Source organism: Ideonella flava, assembly GCF_051857595.1.
Lineage (GTDB): Bacteria > Pseudomonadota > Gammaproteobacteria > Burkholderiales > Burkholderiaceae_C > Ideonella.
Genome location: NZ_JBPZHD010000009.1, coordinates 22,128 through 38,484 on the forward strand (window position 1 = coordinate 22,128; position 16,357 = coordinate 38,484).

Below are 16,357 nucleotides of genomic sequence, written 5' to 3' on the forward strand. Positions count from 1 at the left end.
ACTTCACCGACCCCTGAGAGGAGACTCCGCATGACATCGATGAACCGCCGCCGGGCCCTGCTGACCGGTTCCGCCCTGATCGCCGCCCCGGCCCTGGTGGTGCCGCGTTTCGCGCGCGCCGCCGAATTCACCTACAAGTTTGGCACCAACCTGCCGGCCACACACCCCCTCAACGTCCGCGCGATGGAGGCCGCGGAGCGCATCCTGAAGGACACGGGCGGCCAGGTCCAGATCAACGTCTTCCCCAACAACCAGCTGGGCAACGACGCCGACATGCTGTCGCAGTTGCGCGCCGGCGGCCTGGAGTTCTTCACCGTCTCGGGCGTGAACGTCCTCTCCCAGCTGGTGCCAATCTCGTCGATGTGGGGCCTTGGATTCGCCTGGGCGAACGACGACGCCGTGCACAAGGCGTTGGACGGTGAGCTGGGCAAGTACCTGCGCGCGCAGTTCCCGAAGGTGGGCCTGATGGCGATGGACACCGTGTGGAGCTCGGGCTTCCGGCAGATCACGAACAGCGTGCGGCCGATCAATACGCCCGACGACCTCAAGGGTCTGAAGATGCGCGTGCCGGTGAGCCCGCTGTGGACCTCGCTGTTCAAGCACCTCGGCGCGGCGCCCGCGTCGATCAACTTCGCGGAGACCTACTCGTCGCTGCAGACCAAGGTGGTCGACGGCCAGGAGAACCCGCTGACGATCATCTCGATCGCCAAGCTCTACGAGGTGCAGAAGTACTGCTCCATGACCAACCACATGTGGGATGGCTACTGGTGCATGACGAACCAGAAGGTATGGGACCGCATGCCTGAGAAGGCGCGGCCCATCATCGCCAAGCACCTGAACCAGGCGGCGCTCGACATGCGCGCCGATGGCCTGAAGCTCAACGCCTCGCTGCGGCCCGAGCTCACCGCCAAGGGTCTCACCTTCAACGATCCGAAGCTCGGGCCGTTCCGCGAGCGACTGGTCGCTTCGGGCTTCTACGCCGAGTGGAAGCAGAAGTACGGTGAAGAGGCCTGGGCGCTGCTCGAGAAGCACACCGGCAAGCTGGGCTGACCGACATGCACGCCGCCTCCATTTCTGACGACGACGGCGCGCCGCGCGGCGCCGTCGCAGCATGGGCCAACCGCGCCCAGCATGTGTTTGGCCGCTTGCTTGGCGTGCCTGTTGCGCTGCTGGTCGCGGCCGAGATCGCCGTCCTGCTGGCCGGCGTGGTCGCGCGCTACGTGTTCCACCATCCGTTGATCTGGTCGGACGAGGTCGCGTCGATCCTGTTCCTGTGGCTCGCGATGCTGGGCTCGGCGGTCGCCTTCCAGCGCGGCGAGCACATGCGCATGACGGCCGTGGTGGGCAAGCTTTCGCCCGACAGGCGCGCCTTCCTGGACGTGCTTGCCACAGCGGCTGCGCTGGCCTTCCTGCTGCTGGTGCTGCCGCATGCGTACGAGTACGCGGTGGAGGAGGCGATGATGCGCACGCCGGCTCTGGACATCCAGAACTCCTGGCGAGTCGCCGCGATGGCCGCCGGTTTCGGCGCGATGGCGCTGCTGGCCGTCTTGCGGCTCGCCGCGGTGGGCAGGCTTCGCCAAGTCGCGGCAGCCGTCGGCGTGGTCGTCGCCATCATGGTCGTGATGACGCTGCTACAGCCGGTGTGGCGGCAGCTCGGCAACGCCAACCTGGTGGTCTTCTTCGTCGTTGTCGTCGCCGGGGCGGTGTTCGCCGGCGTGCCGATCGCGTTCGCCTTCGGCCTGGCCACGCTGGGCTACGTAATGCTGACCACCAGTACGCCGGTCCTGATCGTCGTCGGTCGCATGGACGAAGGTGTCAGCCACCTGATCCTGCTGTCGGTCCCGCTGTTCGTCTTCCTTGGCCAGTTGATCGAGATGACGGGCATGGCCAAGGCAATGGTCGCGTTCCTCGCCAGCCTGCTCGGCCACGTGCGCGGTGGCCTGCACTATGTGCTGGTTGGCGCCATGTACCTCGTCTCCGGCATCTCCGGTTCGAAGGCGGCCGACATGGCGGCCGTCGCGCCGGTACTTTTCCCCGAGATGAAGAAGCGTGGCGCGAAGGAAGGCGACCTGGTAGCACTGCTCTCGGCTACCGGCGCGCAGACCGAGACCATCCCGCCGTCCATCGTGCTGATCACGATCGGCTCGGTCACCGGCGTGTCGATCGCCGCCCTGTTCACCGGTGGTCTTCTGCCGGGTCTCGTGCTGGCCGCAACCCTGGTGGCAGTGGTGTGGGCCCGCTATAGGCACGAAGACCTCAGTGGCGTGCGCCGGGCCAGCCGTCGCGAGATCGGCCGCGCGTTCCTGATCGCGGTCCCGGCCATCGCGCTGCCGTTCATCATTCGCGCCGCGGTGGTGGAAGGGGTCGCCACGGCCACCGAGGTCTCGACCATTGGCATCGCCTACGGCGTGCTGGCCGGCCTGCTGATCTACCGGCAGTTCGACTGGAAGCGGGTCTATCCGATGCTTGTCGACACGGCCAGCCTCTCGGGCTCGATCCTGCTGATCATCGGTGCGGCCACGGCGATGGCCTGGGGCCTGACGCAGTCGGGCTTCTCGAACACGCTCAGCCAAGCCATGCGTGCGCTGCCCGGGGGCGCCGCGGGCTTCATGGCCGTCTCGATCGTCGCCTTCATCGTGCTGGGCAGCGTGCTCGAGGGCATCCCGGCGATCGTGCTGTTCGGCCCGCTGCTGTTCCCCATCGCCCGGGCCGTGGGCATTCACGAGGTGCACTACTCCATGGTGGTGATCCTCGCGATGGGCCTCGGCCTGTTCGCGCCGCCGTTCGGCGTCGGCTACTACGCCGCCTGCGCCATCGGTCGCGTCAACCCGGACGCGGGGATACGCCCGATCGGAGCCTACATGCTCGCGTTGTTCGTCGGCCTCGTGATCGTCGCGGCGGTGCCGTGGATCTCGATCGGCTTCCTCTGAAACCTTCTTGTCCGGACCCAATATGAACACCACTTCCGAATCACGCGTCGCGCTCGTCACCGGCGGCGCCAAGGGCATCGGCGCCGAGGTGTGCACCCGACTGGCGGCCCTTGGCCACATCGTCCTCGTTGCCGACCTCGATGTCGACGCGGCCGAGGCGACGGCACGCGAACTCACCGCCGCCGGCGGCCGGGCCAGCGCGCTTCGGCTGGACGTCGGCAACGCCGAGGCCATCGGCACCGCGTTCGAGCAGGTCGAGCGCGAACATGGTCGCTGCGACATCCTCGTCAACTCCGCGGGCATCGCGAAGGTCTTTCCTTTCCTCGACTTCCCGCTCGACAACTTCGCCGCGACGATGAACGTCAACGTGACCGGCACGCTGCTGTGCGCACAAGCGGCGGCGCGCCTGATGGTGAAGCAGAAGTGGGGGCGCATCGTCAACATTGCATCCGTCGCCGGCATGCGCGCGGTCGGAAGCGGCCGTACGGCATACGGCACGTCGAAGGGTGCCGTGATCGCGCTGACACGGCAAATGGCGGTGGAACTGGCCGAGCACGGCATCACCGCCAACGCGGTGGCGCCGGGTCCGGTCGATACGCCGATGACGCAGGTGCTGCACACCGAGAAGTTCAGGACCGAGTATTCGAAGGCGATCCCGATGAACCGGTACGGTACCTGCGGCGAAATCGCGTCGGCCGTGGTTTACCTGACGTCGGAGGACGCTCGCTACGTGACCGGCATCGCGATGCCGGTCGACGGCGGCTTCCTTGCGTCCGGTGCACGCGGGTTGTGAGGCCGGCATGCGCCGCCTCCGCCACGCCAAGATCGTCGCCACGCTCGGCCCCGCGAGCTCCGACCTCGCCACCATCCGCGCGCTGTTCGACGCCGGCGCCGACGTCTTCCGGCTGAACTTCAGCCACGGCACGCACGCGCAGCACCAGGAACGGCTGGACCTTATCCGACGCGTCGAGCGCGAGACCGGGCGGCCGATCGGCGTGCTGCTGGACCTGCAAGGACCCAAGCTGCGCGTCGGCACCTTCGCCGCCGGCCCGATCCGGCTGGAGGCGGGCGGCGAGTTTCGCCTCGACCTCGATCCCGAACCGGGCGACGCGCACCGCGTCAGCCTGCCGCATCCGGAGATCTTCGCCGCGCTGAAGCCAGACACCGACCTGTTGATCGACGACGGCAAAATCCGGCTCCGGGTCGAGGTGTGCGGGCCCAGCTTCGCGGCCACGCGGGTCATCGCCGGTGGTGCGCTCTCGGATCGCAAGGGCGTCAACGTGCCCGACGTGCTGCTGCCGATCTCGGCGTTGACCGAGAAGGACCGTCGCGATCTCGACTTCGGATTGACGCTCGGTGTCGACTGGGTCGCACTGTCGTTCGTGCAGCGCCCGGAGGACATGCAGGAGCTTCGCGACATCGTGCAGGGCCGCGCGGGCTTGCTGGCCAAGCTCGAGAAGCCGGCCGCAATCGAGTCGCTGGCCGCCGTCGTCGCGCTCTGCGACGCGGTAATGGTGGCGCGCGGCGACCTCGGCGTGGAACTGCCCGCCGAGCAGGTGCCGCGCATCCAGAAGCGCATCGTGCGCGAATGCCGGCGTGCCGGCACACCGGTGATCGTTGCCACACAGATGCTCGAGTCGATGACGCAGTCGCCCGTACCGACGCGCGCCGAAGCGTCTGACGTTGCCACCGCCGTGTATGACGGTGCCGATGCAGTGATGCTGTCGGCCGAATCGGCGTCGGGCCGCTACCCGGTCGAAGCGGTCGCGACGATGGACCGCATCATCGCGGAGGTCGAGCGCGACCCGCACTATCGCGACGGGCTCGACGCGTCGATGGACGCGCGCGATCCGACGGTCGCCGACGCGATCTGTGCGTCGTTGCGCCAAGTCGCAGCATTGCTGCCCGTGGCGGCGATAGTGACCTACACCCGCTCGGGCTGGACGAGCCTGCGCGCAGCGCGCGAACGACCGAAGGCGCCGGTGCTGAGCGTGACGCCGAACCGCGACATCGCCCGCCGACTCGCGCTCGCCTGGGGCGTGCACACGGTCCATCTGAACAGCGACGTGAAGAACGTCGACGAAATGGTCTCGACCGGGCGCAGCACGACGCAAGCCGAAGGCTACGGACGTGCGGGCGATGCCATCGTCATCGCGGCCGGCATGCCGTTCGGAATGGCTGGAACGACCAACCTGCTGCACGTCGCACAACTCTAGCCACACATCAAGGAACACAATGTCGATCATTCAGGACATCCGCGGAACGGAGATCCTCGACTCGCGCGGCAACCCGACGGTTGCCGCGACGGTCGTGCTGCAATCGGGCGCCACCGGTCGTGCGGCGGCGCCGTCCGGTGCCTCGACCGGCGCGCGCGAAGCGGTCGAACTGCGCGATGGCGATGCGGGGCGCTACGGTGGCAAGGGTGTGACGCGGGCCGTCCGCCACGTCAACGGTGAACTGCGGCGCGCGCTGGTGGGGCTCGACGCGGACAACCAGGCAGCGATCGACCGCCGCATGATCGAGCTGGACGGCACGCCGAACAAGTCGCGGCTGGGCGCCAACGCGATCCTCGCCGTATCGCTGGCGCTGGCGCACGCGTCGGCCGCGGAGGCCGGCCGGCCGCTCTATCGCCACCTCGCTCCGTCGGGCCCCTGGCAGCTGCCAGTACCTATGATGAACATCCTCAACGGTGGCGCCCACGCCGACAACAACGTCGACATCCAGGAGTTCATGATCCTGCCCGTCGGCGCGCAGAGCTTCCAGGAGGCGCTACGTTTCGGGGTGGAGGTGTTCCACGCGCTCAAGTCGTTGCTGAAGCAGCGCTCGCTCGCCACAGCCGTGGGCGACGAAGGTGGCTTCGCGCCGGACCTGCCTTCCAACGAGGCGGCACTGGACGTCATCCTGTCGGCGATCGACAAGGCGGGATTCACGGCCGGCAAGGACATCTGGCTCGGGCTCGACGCAGCGAGCTCGGAGTTCTACCGCGACGGGCGCTACGTGCTGGACTCGGAAGGCAAGGCATTCACGTCGGCCGAGTTCGTGGCCTATCTCGAGCGCCTGGTAGCGCGGTATCCGATCCTTTCCATCGAGGATGGCTTGGCCGAGGACGACTGGGACGGCTGGAAGCTGCTGAGCGAGCGCCTGGGACGCAAGGTGCAACTGGTAGGCGACGACCTGTTCGTCACCAACACCGCGATCTTCCAGCGCGGTATCGGCGGCGGCATCGCCAACTCGATCCTCATCAAGCCGAACCAGATCGGCACGCTCACCGAGACGCTGGCCGCCATTGCGCTGGCCGAACGCGCCGGCTACTCGGCGGTGGTGTCGCACCGCTCGGGCGAGACCGAGGACGTGACCATCGCCGACCTCGCGGTGGCCACGAGCGCAACTCAGATCAAGACCGGATCCCTGTGCCGCTCGGACCGGGTTGCGAAGTACAACCGCCTGCTGCTGATCGCGGAGGAGCTCGGCGCGGATGCGCGCTATGCCGGTCGCGATGCGTTTCCGGTGTTCCCGTCATGAGACAGCTTGTTCTGCTTCGCCACGGTGAGTCGGTCTGGAATCGCGAGAACCGCTTCACCGGCTGGACCGACGTTGGCCTGACCGAGCAGGGCCTGGCTGAAGCCGGCGCGGCCGGCCAGTTGCTAAAGCGCGAAGGGTTCGATGTCGACGTCGCATTCACGTCGGTGCTACGGCGTGCCATCAAGACGCTGTGGACCGTGCTGGAAGAGATGGACCGGACGTGGATTCCCGTGCACCATTCCTGGCGTCTAAATGAACGGCACTACGGGGCGCTGCAGGGGCTGGACAAGGCGGAAACAGCCGCGCGTCACGGCGAAGCCCAGGTCAAGATCTGGCGACGTGCCTTTGACGTGGCCCCGCCTGCGCTGCAGGACGATGATCCACGGATCGAGGCCGGCGATCCGCGCTACGTCGATCTCGTTCCGGGCGAATTCCCGCACACCGAGTGCCTGAAGGACACGGTGGCCCGCGTGGTGCCCTACTGGAACGAAGTAATCGCGCCGGCCGTGATGGCCGGCCAGCGCACCTTGATCGCGGCGCACGGCAATAGCCTGCGCGCGCTGATCAAGCACCTCGACGGTGTTGCGGACGATGACATCGTCGAGCTGAACATCCCGACGGCCCAGCCGCTTGTGTACGAGCTGGACGAACGGCTCAGGCCGATTCGTCACTACTATCTCGGCGACCAGGACACGATCCGCGCGGCAATGCAGGCGGTCGCTGATCAAGGAAAGGCCGTGTGAGGAGAAAGAAGGGGAAGCCTGGACGACGGCCGTTGTTCTGGGTGGCGCTGTCGGCGGCTGAGACTCGTGGCCTAACTGGTGGAACTTGATCGCCTATGGCCGTCGGCGTAGGCCGTGCGCGCGAGCCAGTTTGGTGGCAGTCGTTCTCGCTATGACGCAAGGTGAAGGGCTGTTTCTAGCTTCCACGATGTACTGCTTAGGGTCGGCACACGACTGACAGCTTGCGGAGATCGCCGCCGCAGAGCAGTCGTTGAAGACGGGCGGCCCGGAAGCAGTCGGTCGCGACTGGGTGGACTCGACCCGAACCAGTCACCGGTGATGCAAGAGAGCAGACGCTCGGCGCGACCTTCAGACATTGCCGTGCCCGCTCACTCCACTACCAGTTAGTCAGCGCCGCCGGCGAACCGTTTCGCCGACGCGGCCCCAGTCCTGGCGCGCCAATCCCAGACACTTCCAACCCTTCGGCGATCCCCTCCCGGGTCAACACCGCCGGAGCCTCGTCAGCGATGGTGATGTTCTCAACCTGGAATCGATTCACTTGGGTCTGGCGCGTGTCTTTGAAGTGCGCCACCCCGTACTCAACTCCTGGAGGGCTGATAAACGGGTCGACGCCGCAACACACGAGCATCGTCGTCCACGTGCTCTCGAATCGGAACGCTATGTTGTCCCACCACAATTCTTGCTTGCCACCAACAAGCACATTCTCCAGTAGCGTCATCGTGCCGCCAACCTTCTCGAATCCGCGCGAACACCACTGGATTCCGATTCGCCGCCACGCACCGTTGAAGCTTCCCGACAGATCCTTTACTGCGTGATGGGCGCTGTGAATGCGGAGGTCGCGCACCTCGAAATGCACAATCGGTGCGGGCACTGGCAAACTGATCGCGATGGAGCTCGGATCCCACTTTGCTGCGTCGGTGAACTCCACCCGCAAATGCGAAATGGACCAATGTGCGCACAGCCCGTCGAATGGAGAGACATGACCTTCCCAAACGAACACTGGCCCTGGTGTTGAACGCCTCAGACAGGAGACTTGCGGCGATCGCATTCGATAGTGAATGCCTGGAAGAATTGGCAACGGCGCGTCAACTTCCCACAGGCCGTACCTCTCTGCTTCGGTGTCGAAGTAGATCTCGCCAGCACCAGCGCCTCCATTCCACAGATCCAACGCGCGCTGCCGAATGACCGAGGTCAGGTTGCTCATGTCGTCACCTCCATCCGCCGGCGACTCTGCCTCTGCAACGCATCGCGGCGCCACCCCAATCGGGAACCCAACGCACACTGGCTGCGAGGTTTGGCGGTGGCGGACATCTGCCGATCTGAAGTGTCGCTGTCGACCCCTACGCATCGGATTCAACTAGGCGTAGTTGCCCGTCGCGCTGGACGAGACCGGTCATTCGCGGCTGCACTCCGAGAGATCGATCATCTTTCGCGTCAAGGCGGCTCACGGCGCTCTGTCTGCAAGTACGAGCGAACGCCCGTGGCCCGTCGCCTGCATCTCATTATTGGGAGGCACCCACTATCGGCGTAAGGCATGGATTTCTGTGGTGCCTGATTGCGTGCCAGACTTCTTAATGGCAAACACGTCGCGGTTCGCCGCGACCCCGAACTCGAACGTATGGTCTGTCGGGTGAAGTGCTGTTCGGGTTTGCAGCGAGAACTGCTGGTAACCGCTCGCCGCGGACAGGACGTGGATCTCGGTGGTGCCCGAAGCGCCGCTCTTCTTGATGGCAAACACGTCGCGGTTCGCCGCGACCCCGAACTCGAACGTATGGTCTGTCGGGTGAAGTGCTGTTCGGGTTTGCAGCGAGAACTGCTGGTAACCGCTCGCCGCGGACAGCACGTGGATCTCGGTAGTGCCCGAAGCGCCGCTCTTCTTGATGGCAAACACGTCGCGGTTCGCCGCGACCCCGAACTCGAACGTCTGGTCTGTCGGGTGAAGTGCCGTTCGGGTTTGCAGTGAGAACTGCTGGTATCTACTCGCTGCCGACAGGACGTGAATCTCCGTCGTGCCCGATTGCGTACCGCTCTTCTTGATGGCAAACACGTCGCCATTCGTTGCGACCCCGAACTCGAACGTCGGATCTGTCGGATGCAGTACCGTCCCGGTCTGTAGGCCAAACGCCTGGTATGGAGCGGTGGGCGCGGGGTGGACTGTCGTCCAAAGCGCCTCGTTGCGAAAACTGGTTCCCGCGTTGGTTCCGCCAGTCTGAGTGCATCCCCCATTGGTGTGGATGCCGATCGCAACATTGCCGCCCTCCACAATCACCGGGCTGCCGGAGTTACCACCTTGCGTGTCGGTAGCGTAGCGCAGGACACCCGAAGTGGCCCCGCCGGTGTTCTCGCTCAGCGCGCCGACATGGGTCTGCTGAGTCTGGTTCTGTGCGTTGCGCGGTCCACCAGCACCGAAGTTCGGGGCTGGGCCGTCGACGCCATAGCCTGTGATCCGGACTTGCGCCGGGTTGTCCGAATTTGACAGCTGGAAGGTGGCGCCTTGGGCGGCGGCAGGCATTAGACGAGTTTGTGTGTTCGGCAAGACTTGGAACATGGCCCAATCATTTCCGACGCCGCCGCGTTGATCCACGATCGACTGGGCGTCCACGCGATACTGATCGCGAACCGGCGGTGCGACCGTTGTGCCATCGGCTTGCGAAGCCGGCACGTTGAATTCAACCGTCTGTGTGTCCGGGCCAATGCAGTGCCCGGCAGTCAAAAGATTGCCGCCATCAATCAGCCAACCGGTGCAGCCTATTGGCATAATCCGGCCTGTCCGCGGATTGGCCGAGGCAGCCCTGTCATCGGTCGCCCCGCATATCGCTTCGGTCCCAGCGCCCACACGCGGCGCCTCCCCTTCCTTCCACAGCCCGCGGAGATTGTCGGGAATGAAGCGCAGGACGTCGGGACCGAGCAACTTGCGTAGTGGCTGCGGCGTCACAACCCCAGCGCTGCTGACGCTGGAAGCGGGCAGGCCGATGACAATGTTCTTGATCTTGGCTGAGACAGGCTGCTCAGCGCCCTCTCCAGGTCTTAGGCTAAGGCGGAGTTCTGATCCGTTAAACACCGCGCTCAAACCACTCCAGGCGTCGATTTGTGTTTGCGAGAACGTCTGCGACTCGCCTGAAGCGTCGATGATCGTTAGCAAACCGTCCGGGCCGAGCCGCACCTCCGAGAACTGCAGTTGCAGCCATGCTGCCCCTGGCACTGAGATCGTTCTTTTTCCATCACCAAGTTGGGCAAACAACTGTGACATGGCCTCTGGCGCGGCGTCTGCCGATACTACGGCGCGCAACGCTGGCGCAGGTTGCCCCCAGGATGACGGAGTGACGCTGACCAGCATCACTCCCAGCAAGAATGCGAATTCATCCACGCAATGAATGAACCCTTTGTCCTTCGCCATTTGACTCTCCCTATCCACTCGGGACACAGACGTTCAAGGTACTGGGAGGACGTTCCCTTGCACGAAGCTATCACGCTCAATACACCTTCACGTCCTCAACCTTGAGGATGGTCGCTTTGGGCAGCTTTGACAGCCGGTTCAGACATCCAGCGGAAGGGCAACCGGAGTTCTGGAGTCGGACCTCGCTAGGGAACGTTGGCCCGAAGGATTGTGTAGGCGTGCAGGCTCGCGACAAGATTCTTCTTGCCTTCCGGATTCAGGGTGCCGAGTCGCAACGCGACTCTATGTGCCGCAAAGGTAAGCCTTCTAAGGTTGCTCGCTGAGCGGGACGCGTACAAGTCCACTTTTCATTAACGTTGTGGATGCAAGTTGTACTGCCTTGCGCAAGCATGCGGTGCAAAGTGGAACTCGGCCCCGTCTAATCCATGCAGAACTGGGTCATTCTCGGGAGCAGGAAATGAGCTTTCAACGAAGAGTGCTTCTTTGGTGTTTTCTCACCTCGTCGATTGTCTCAACGAGCCCGACAGTTCTTGCATACGACTGGACGGCAACCGGCACTCAAGTTGTTGCGGTCGAATCCACCTACATGCCGGACAGGATCTCTTTTAGAGTTCAATCTGCGCCGGGTGCTTGTGCCGGAAAGTGGCTCATATGGAACGGAAAGGGTGCTACCGTCGCCGATAGGCAGTCTAACGCAAAGGCGACCTTTGCGCTGCTGCTCGCAGCAAAGGTGTCTGGGACGACTGTCAACATATTTGGCAACAACGCAGGATGCACGATCGATTTTGTCCATTTGGAGTAGATGAAACTCGACGCTATTGGAATTCGCTAGCACACCGCTCACGATTTTCGACGGAGTTGGATTCGATGAGCCCTCTTGCCCGAGCGTTCGCCTACTCTCTCGCAATTTGGTGCTTACTGCCTCGCCCAAGCGGTGCGCAGCCCAATTGCGTCGAAACGGCACAAGGGCGCATCTGTACGATTCGCCAGCCAATAACGAACGGAACGGTAGTCGACAACGACACTCAGCGAGTCCTTGGGCTTGTAACCGTCAACGGAGGATGCAGCGGAACTCTGCTCAATCAATATTGGGTTCTTACCGCAAGGCACTGCGCGACAACAGACGCGACCATTCGGGGTACATTGGCGCCCGCAACCCAAATTGTGATCTCTGCGGCATGGTCTCCCGCGACTTTCGCAGCAACACGCGTTCATGACCTCAATATCAACGTGCCGAAGCCAGAGACGGATATGGTTTTGATCTATCTGGGGTCCGGGGATTTTGGGCCCGTCAACATCCAGCCGTTGTACGCGCAGGAAAACTCGCAGTTGGAATTCGAGGGCCGGAAACTGGCGACGAGTGACATCGTCACGCAATATGGGCGAGGATTTGCAACTTTCGCGACGACACCTCCGGACACCCAAGCGACAGGCCTCGGGACCTACCGCAGCGGCCAATTTAACCCCTTCAGCATCAGTGACGCGGAGTACTCGTTAAACATGAACACTTCCAACCAAGTGGGGCATGGTGGAGACAGCGGAGGTCCCACGGTCGTTACGGCGAATGGGGTTGGCGTCGGGATCGCTGGCGTACAGTCTACTTGCACATCGAGCGGCAGATTGTCACAGCCCGATCCTCCGTTTTGGCCATGGGTGACAGGCATTTCTGGATGCCATTATGTCTCGACGCAGCGCTTCGTTAGAGAAATTTACCGCGTGATCCGCGAGCGGCCCGGATCGTGGCCAGCGGGCGATCCCATTGAGTGCTTCGTTTTCGACGATGGAAACACCAATATGGCAGGACCTTCTGACGCTATATTCTTTTCGGGGCGGACGTCTCCAAACGAGCGCGGGAAGGCTTGCATTCCTGGGGGGGTATCGGGTGTATGCCGAAAGTGGTTCGGAAATTGCCGTACCACCAATTCTCATCGTCCTGTTCAATTCTCCGTGTTTGATGATGGAAATGCCAATGCCACCAGTTTGTCCGATGCGGTTTACATCGAACAAAATGGGAATAGCGCTTGCGTTCCGGACGCGACGTCGCGCGGAACGTGTCGCCGATGGTTTGGGCGAGGGCAGGTCAGCGATGGACGGTTCGTCGCATGTTCAGTGTTTGACGACGGCTATGTGAACCGTACATTCCCGGGCGACGCCATTGTCACGCCACATCCTCTTCCGAGCGGCGGTAGCGCGTGCTTGCCCGGTCCTGCATGTGGACGGTGGTGGGGTCGCTGCGTTGCACCGCATTATCCGCTCCAAGAAATTTTGTACCCGCTCTTGGACTCGGAGTAGCCTTCAACATTGCGAGACGGGGTTTTCCTGTCCTTCCCAGCTCACAGCCACCACTCGGTCTGCTCGGGCGGTGGCGTTCCTAGCGCAGCGCGGCGCCATGCGGCTTGCTGACGCTGCTGGCCTGGCTTGCACAATGGTCTCATTCGGATCTCCTGAGGAGCTAGCGTGCAAGGCTCAGTTCTTCGAGGCATGTGCCGTGAGCGCCGCCCGCCGCGGAGCCTCGCTGGGTGTGCCTGTGCGGAAGGGCTGAAGGTCAGCTTCGCGGTAACTAGCTTAGGTCGCCCCATGTTTCTTCAGGGTCGGGGTACCGCGCGCCAGTTGGCGCGCAAAGAGCCGTCCGCGTCCCTCCAAAGGCGCGTCAGCCTCGAGCGACCGCCGACCAGAGGACAGCGAGCTTACTGGGCGGGCCGATGAATGACCGGGAGCGATCCCGCCGAAATTAAGCGCGTCGACAGGGAATGACCCGCACCCAATTTCAGGTAGACCCCAGATCAACTGTGGCGGATCGCATTGGGAGACGGAGTTCACGTCCAACTTGCGCCTTGCGTACGCACGGCCGGATTGGCGGAGAGTTTCTCCGCCAGAGTGGAAACGGCCGTGGTCTTGGATGCCGCCTCGTTCTGGGTGCGGCGGCGCATGTTCGCTTCCGTCTGCAAGTGCGGTTGACTGCTTCTGGCCGAGCCGAGCCAAACCGAGGCTCAGATTGGCGGCCGAAAACCTGCCGTTCGCACGGGCCACGCGGGAAGAATCTCGAGCGCCCGGTGAAAGGCCGCTTGTGGCCGGCTCCAGGTGGCCACGAACGGCTGCTTCGCGCGAAGCCCGAAAGAGGTCGGTCCAAGCGTCGGGCAGCTTCGGAGAAGCTCGGAGGACGGGATTGGGTCGGGTCCGTGAGTTGGCGTCCAGGGGAAGCAGCCGCTCAATTGCCCGACGACTCATGACAGCACTGCCCGCTAGTTGAAGGTCAGCATTGCCTTCGAGACCAGTCCGTTGCGGCGCAATCGTTCGCGTGAATCACCGACTGGTAGGTGGCCGTGACCGTACCTACCGCGCCGGAGATCGACCGCCCGGACACGCTGCAGACCGGCCGCTGACTTTCAAAGGCAGGTCTAGACTGGGATGGTCATTCCGAGGCGAAGGCAAGAACGACATCGGTGTCACCCATCGTGTATTCCATGGTCTGCGTCCCGGTAGTCAGCTGGGCCCATCTAAGCCAGCGACAGCTCGCGGGCGCGCTTAGCGAGATTCGGGTGTTCATCAGCCGCATCGGGACGGCACCCATGCCTCCCGGCATAGTTAGGTCTGACCGTGGGAGTGGGCCTTGATCCCCCAGAAGTGCACTGCTAGCCATCATCGAAGGCGAGCACGTTCATGTGGATCTCTTCCTGCGCAAGGCAAGCCGGTTGGCTTGCTCTAGAGTAGTCAACGCGTCGGACGACGCCACTCCCACGGTGCTGTCGGCGCTGGTTCGGCCCACAGTCCACGTGAAGCTGCCCGTGCGTTGGCCTCAAGGTCCTTCACCGCCGGATCGGTGACATAACGCGTGTATGCCCACGCCATGCCGGCCCGAACTTGCTCGAGGCTCGCGTCAGGACCATTGCAGCTCACGCGAGCTACCGTGCGGCCATACCGATCACGGGCCTTCGGGTGCACCTCCGCCACCTTTCGGAAACAGAGCTCGGAGAGGTGTTGGCGGCTGCGTTCTCCGAACGGCTGGCGCCTCTCGGGAGCATCAATCTCGGCCAGGCGAATCGTTGTCATCGGTGCGTCGCCGCACCGGGCTTTGAGCGTGTCGCCGTCGGTCACGCCGACAACAAGGCATAGCAACAGGGCTTCCATCGAAGCGTAGTGTCGCAGGCTCGCAGCATCCCGCTGTATCGCGCAGTTAGGCAAATCCGCGGCGGGCCTTCACAATCCCAGCTCACCCACCCCTTTGGAGTTGCCGCCATGAGAAAGCTTGTCTCTGCTCTGGTCCTTGCCTTCCTTGCACTTCCTGCTTTGGCGCAAAACACCTGCGACTCTCAGGCGGCCGATAAGAAGCTGGCAGGCGCTGCCAAGACCAGCTTTCTGAAGAAGTGCAACGCCACTGCAGCTTCCTGGGCCCAGTCTGGCTGTGAAGCCAAGGCAGCTGAGAAGAAGCTTGCCGGTGCCGCCAAGACCAGCTTTACGAAGAAGTGCGTGCGGGACGCGGCCACTGGCGCGAGCGCGCCAGCAAGCGCACCGACGTGACCGTCCACTGAGTCAGTTGAGGAACTCCAGCTGTTTCAACGAGCGGCCGACGATCTTGCGGAGCCCGTTCGCCATGATCGGCTGGACTGATCCTGCGCCACTAACGGTGACTTACCCGGCGCAGTGGCTGGCGGCCGCTGTGTTCCTTCGAATTCCGGTCTTCCTAGGGGGTTGGCGGACCACACTTGCCCTGCCGAATCCTTGTTCTCAAGGCAGGACCAGGTCTACAGCCGATACCTCTTCGGAACCGGGTGGGTCCTGCAGTCGAAGGGGCCATCGCTTCCGCTACCCCGGACGTGGGCCTCGAAGTACTGCCGCTTCGAGTCTGCGGTTTGAAGCGCGCGCACCGTCGCAGCGTCGATCTCGCAGTAGTGGTAGTAGGTTGACCGAAGCCGGATGAGCATGTACCGATCAGCCGCGTCGTAGCAGATCCTCGAAACGTCGCTGCCCTCACGGACGTCAGCGCAGGCGAACGCCTCCAGCGAAACGGGGCCGTGGTACTTGACCTCCACCGTCTCGGCCATGGCGAGACGGCACAACGACATGAGCAAGACAGGGACGACGTGTCTCAACGGAGCCTCCTCGGCGAGGCGGGTCATGATGGGGCGCTACCTCAGAACCTGCCTCAAACGCATGAACGGATTAGAGCGTCGAATCCCGACACGGCATTCGTGAACTTCGGGATTTCACTGAAGGTCCGGTCGCCCAAATCGGAGCTCCCGGTTTTAGCTCGACGACACGCTGCACCCGCCCACACGCGACGCATGCCGCGCGCTCGTACGGACCGCGGCCGCCCGGTCCCAATGCAACAAGCTCCGGACAACCACTGTGGCCACCTGCATGGCGCATGTGCACCGACGCAGCCGACCCCCCACTTCCACCGGATGTCAGCTTCCCGGCATGCTGCTGAACTGGCGGTCCCGGCCACGTCCGGACATTCCCCGGCCTCGGGCGAACGTTCCGTCAAGACTGGACTCGGTCACTCGCGTTCGCGACGTGAGCGGCAGCAGTCTCCAAAACCTGGCATTCGCGTGCCTTCCGAGCGAGTGACCGGTGTAGCTCTACTGTGCCGAGACGTCGGCGATCAAAAGGAGAGACCGGCGAACCGCTTCAGCAGACCGCCCTGGACGCGCTCGACCCCATGGTCAGCCGCCCATTGCCAGCGAGAACAAGCTTACGGTCAAGTGTTGTACAGAAGTCGAGGCTCAACGAGCGAGCGCGTGATGATGCAGACCCGCGCAAGAATT

General features: G+C 63.6%; 12 protein-coding genes. 8 read left to right on the top strand and 4 right to left on the bottom strand.

The genetic code is table 11. The annotated features are described in order from the left end of the window. Positions 1-30: 30 nt before the first annotated feature. Genes ACS5PM_RS19710 through gpmA form a run of 6 tightly spaced genes read left to right on the top strand, consistent with a single transcriptional unit; the run spans position 31 to position 7,195 of the window. Positions 31-1,050, top strand: coding sequence for a TRAP transporter substrate-binding protein (locus ACS5PM_RS19710; RefSeq protein WP_439389388.1), 1,020 nt, complete (start codon positions 31-33; stop codon positions 1,048-1,050). 5 nt (positions 1,051-1,055) lie between these two features. Next, positions 1,056-2,930, top strand: coding sequence for a TRAP transporter large permease (locus ACS5PM_RS19715; RefSeq protein WP_439389389.1), 1,875 nt, complete (start codon positions 1,056-1,058; stop codon positions 2,928-2,930). A 22-nt stretch (positions 2,931-2,952) separates the two neighbouring features. Further along, complete coding sequence (locus ACS5PM_RS19720; protein WP_439389390.1) at positions 2,953-3,723, top strand: SDR family NAD(P)-dependent oxidoreductase; 771 nt, start codon at positions 2,953-2,955, stop codon at positions 3,721-3,723. Between the two features lie 7 nt (positions 3,724-3,730). Continuing rightward, positions 3,731-5,146 carry a pyruvate kinase gene (gene pyk / locus ACS5PM_RS19725; protein WP_439389391.1) on the top strand — a complete coding sequence of 472 codons (1,416 nt, stop codon included), beginning with the start codon at positions 3,731-3,733 and terminating at the stop codon, positions 5,144-5,146. A gap of 19 nt (positions 5,147-5,165) precedes the next feature. Further along, on the top strand, positions 5,166-6,452 hold the full coding sequence (gene eno / locus ACS5PM_RS19730; RefSeq protein WP_439389742.1) for a phosphopyruvate hydratase: 1,287 nt from the start codon (positions 5,166-5,168) through the stop codon (positions 6,450-6,452). Further along, the gene (gene gpmA / locus ACS5PM_RS19735; protein ID WP_439389392.1) at positions 6,449-7,195 is read left to right on the top strand and encodes a 2,3-diphosphoglycerate-dependent phosphoglycerate mutase; all 747 of its coding nucleotides are present in this window, start codon (positions 6,449-6,451) and stop codon (positions 7,193-7,195) included. Before eno ends, gpmA begins: the two co-directional genes overlap by 4 nt. Positions 7,196-7,571: 376 nt before the next feature. Here gpmA and ACS5PM_RS19740 read toward each other — a convergent pair whose 3' ends face one another. Next, the gene (locus tag ACS5PM_RS19740) at positions 7,572-8,399 is read right to left on the bottom strand and encodes a hypothetical protein (protein ID WP_439389393.1); all 828 of its coding nucleotides are present in this window, start codon (positions 8,397-8,399) and stop codon (positions 7,572-7,574) included. Positions 8,400-8,714: 315 nt separating this feature from the next. Next, on the bottom strand, positions 8,715-10,592 hold the full coding sequence (locus ACS5PM_RS19745; protein ID WP_439389394.1) for a trypsin-like serine peptidase: 1,878 nt from the start codon (positions 10,590-10,592) through the stop codon (positions 8,715-8,717). Positions 10,593-11,459: 867 nt separating this feature from the next. Between ACS5PM_RS19745 and ACS5PM_RS19750 the strand changes: the two genes are divergently transcribed. Beyond that, complete coding sequence (locus tag ACS5PM_RS19750) at positions 11,460-12,884, top strand: trypsin-like serine protease (RefSeq protein WP_439389395.1); 1,425 nt, start codon at positions 11,460-11,462, stop codon at positions 12,882-12,884. A 1,419-nt stretch (positions 12,885-14,303) separates the two neighbouring features. Here ACS5PM_RS19750 and ACS5PM_RS19755 read toward each other — a convergent pair. Continuing rightward, positions 14,304-14,720, bottom strand: coding sequence for a thermonuclease family protein (locus ACS5PM_RS19755; protein WP_439389396.1), 417 nt, complete (start codon positions 14,718-14,720; stop codon positions 14,304-14,306). Between the two features lie 108 nt (positions 14,721-14,828). Between ACS5PM_RS19755 and ACS5PM_RS19760 the strand changes: the two genes are divergently transcribed. Beyond that, positions 14,829-15,110: a hypothetical protein gene (locus tag ACS5PM_RS19760; RefSeq protein ID WP_439389397.1), complete on the top strand. Its 282-nt coding sequence runs from the start codon at positions 14,829-14,831 to the stop codon at positions 15,108-15,110. A 224-nt stretch (positions 15,111-15,334) separates the two neighbouring features. On the opposite strand, the gene ACS5PM_RS19765 is transcribed toward ACS5PM_RS19760, so the two are convergent. Then, a complete protein-coding gene (locus tag ACS5PM_RS19765; protein ID WP_439389398.1) occupies positions 15,335-15,709 on the bottom strand; it encodes a KTSC domain-containing protein in 375 nt (124 codons plus the stop codon). Positions 15,710-16,357 lie beyond the last annotated feature (648 nt).

Excerpts from the sequence above, each read along its gene's own strand:
- ACS5PM_RS19710 (WP_439389388.1), top strand. The coding sequence starts at position 31 with ATGACATCGATGAACCGCCGCCGGGCCCTGCTGACCGGTTCCGCCCTG.
- ACS5PM_RS19715 (WP_439389389.1), top strand. The coding sequence starts at position 1,056 with ATGCACGCCGCCTCCATTTCTGACGACGACGGCGCGCCGCGCGGCGCC.
- ACS5PM_RS19720 (WP_439389390.1), top strand. The coding sequence starts at position 2,953 with ATGAACACCACTTCCGAATCACGCGTCGCGCTCGTCACCGGCGGCGCC.
- pyk (WP_439389391.1), top strand. The coding sequence starts at position 3,731 with ATGCGCCGCCTCCGCCACGCCAAGATCGTCGCCACGCTCGGCCCCGCG.
- eno (WP_439389742.1), top strand. The coding sequence starts at position 5,166 with ATGTCGATCATTCAGGACATCCGCGGAACGGAGATCCTCGACTCGCGC.
- gpmA (WP_439389392.1), top strand. The coding sequence starts at position 6,449 with ATGAGACAGCTTGTTCTGCTTCGCCACGGTGAGTCGGTCTGGAATCGC.
- ACS5PM_RS19740 (WP_439389393.1), bottom strand. The coding sequence starts at position 8,399 with ATGAGCAACCTGACCTCGGTCATTCGGCAGCGCGCGTTGGATCTGTGG.
- ACS5PM_RS19745 (WP_439389394.1), bottom strand. The coding sequence starts at position 10,592 with ATGGCGAAGGACAAAGGGTTCATTCATTGCGTGGATGAATTCGCATTC.
- ACS5PM_RS19750 (WP_439389395.1), top strand. The coding sequence starts at position 11,460 with ATGAGCCCTCTTGCCCGAGCGTTCGCCTACTCTCTCGCAATTTGGTGC.
- ACS5PM_RS19755 (WP_439389396.1), bottom strand. The coding sequence starts at position 14,720 with ATGGAAGCCCTGTTGCTATGCCTTGTTGTCGGCGTGACCGACGGCGAC.
- ACS5PM_RS19760 (WP_439389397.1), top strand. The coding sequence starts at position 14,829 with ATGAGAAAGCTTGTCTCTGCTCTGGTCCTTGCCTTCCTTGCACTTCCT.
- ACS5PM_RS19765 (WP_439389398.1), bottom strand. The coding sequence starts at position 15,709 with ATGACCCGCCTCGCCGAGGAGGCTCCGTTGAGACACGTCGTCCCTGTC.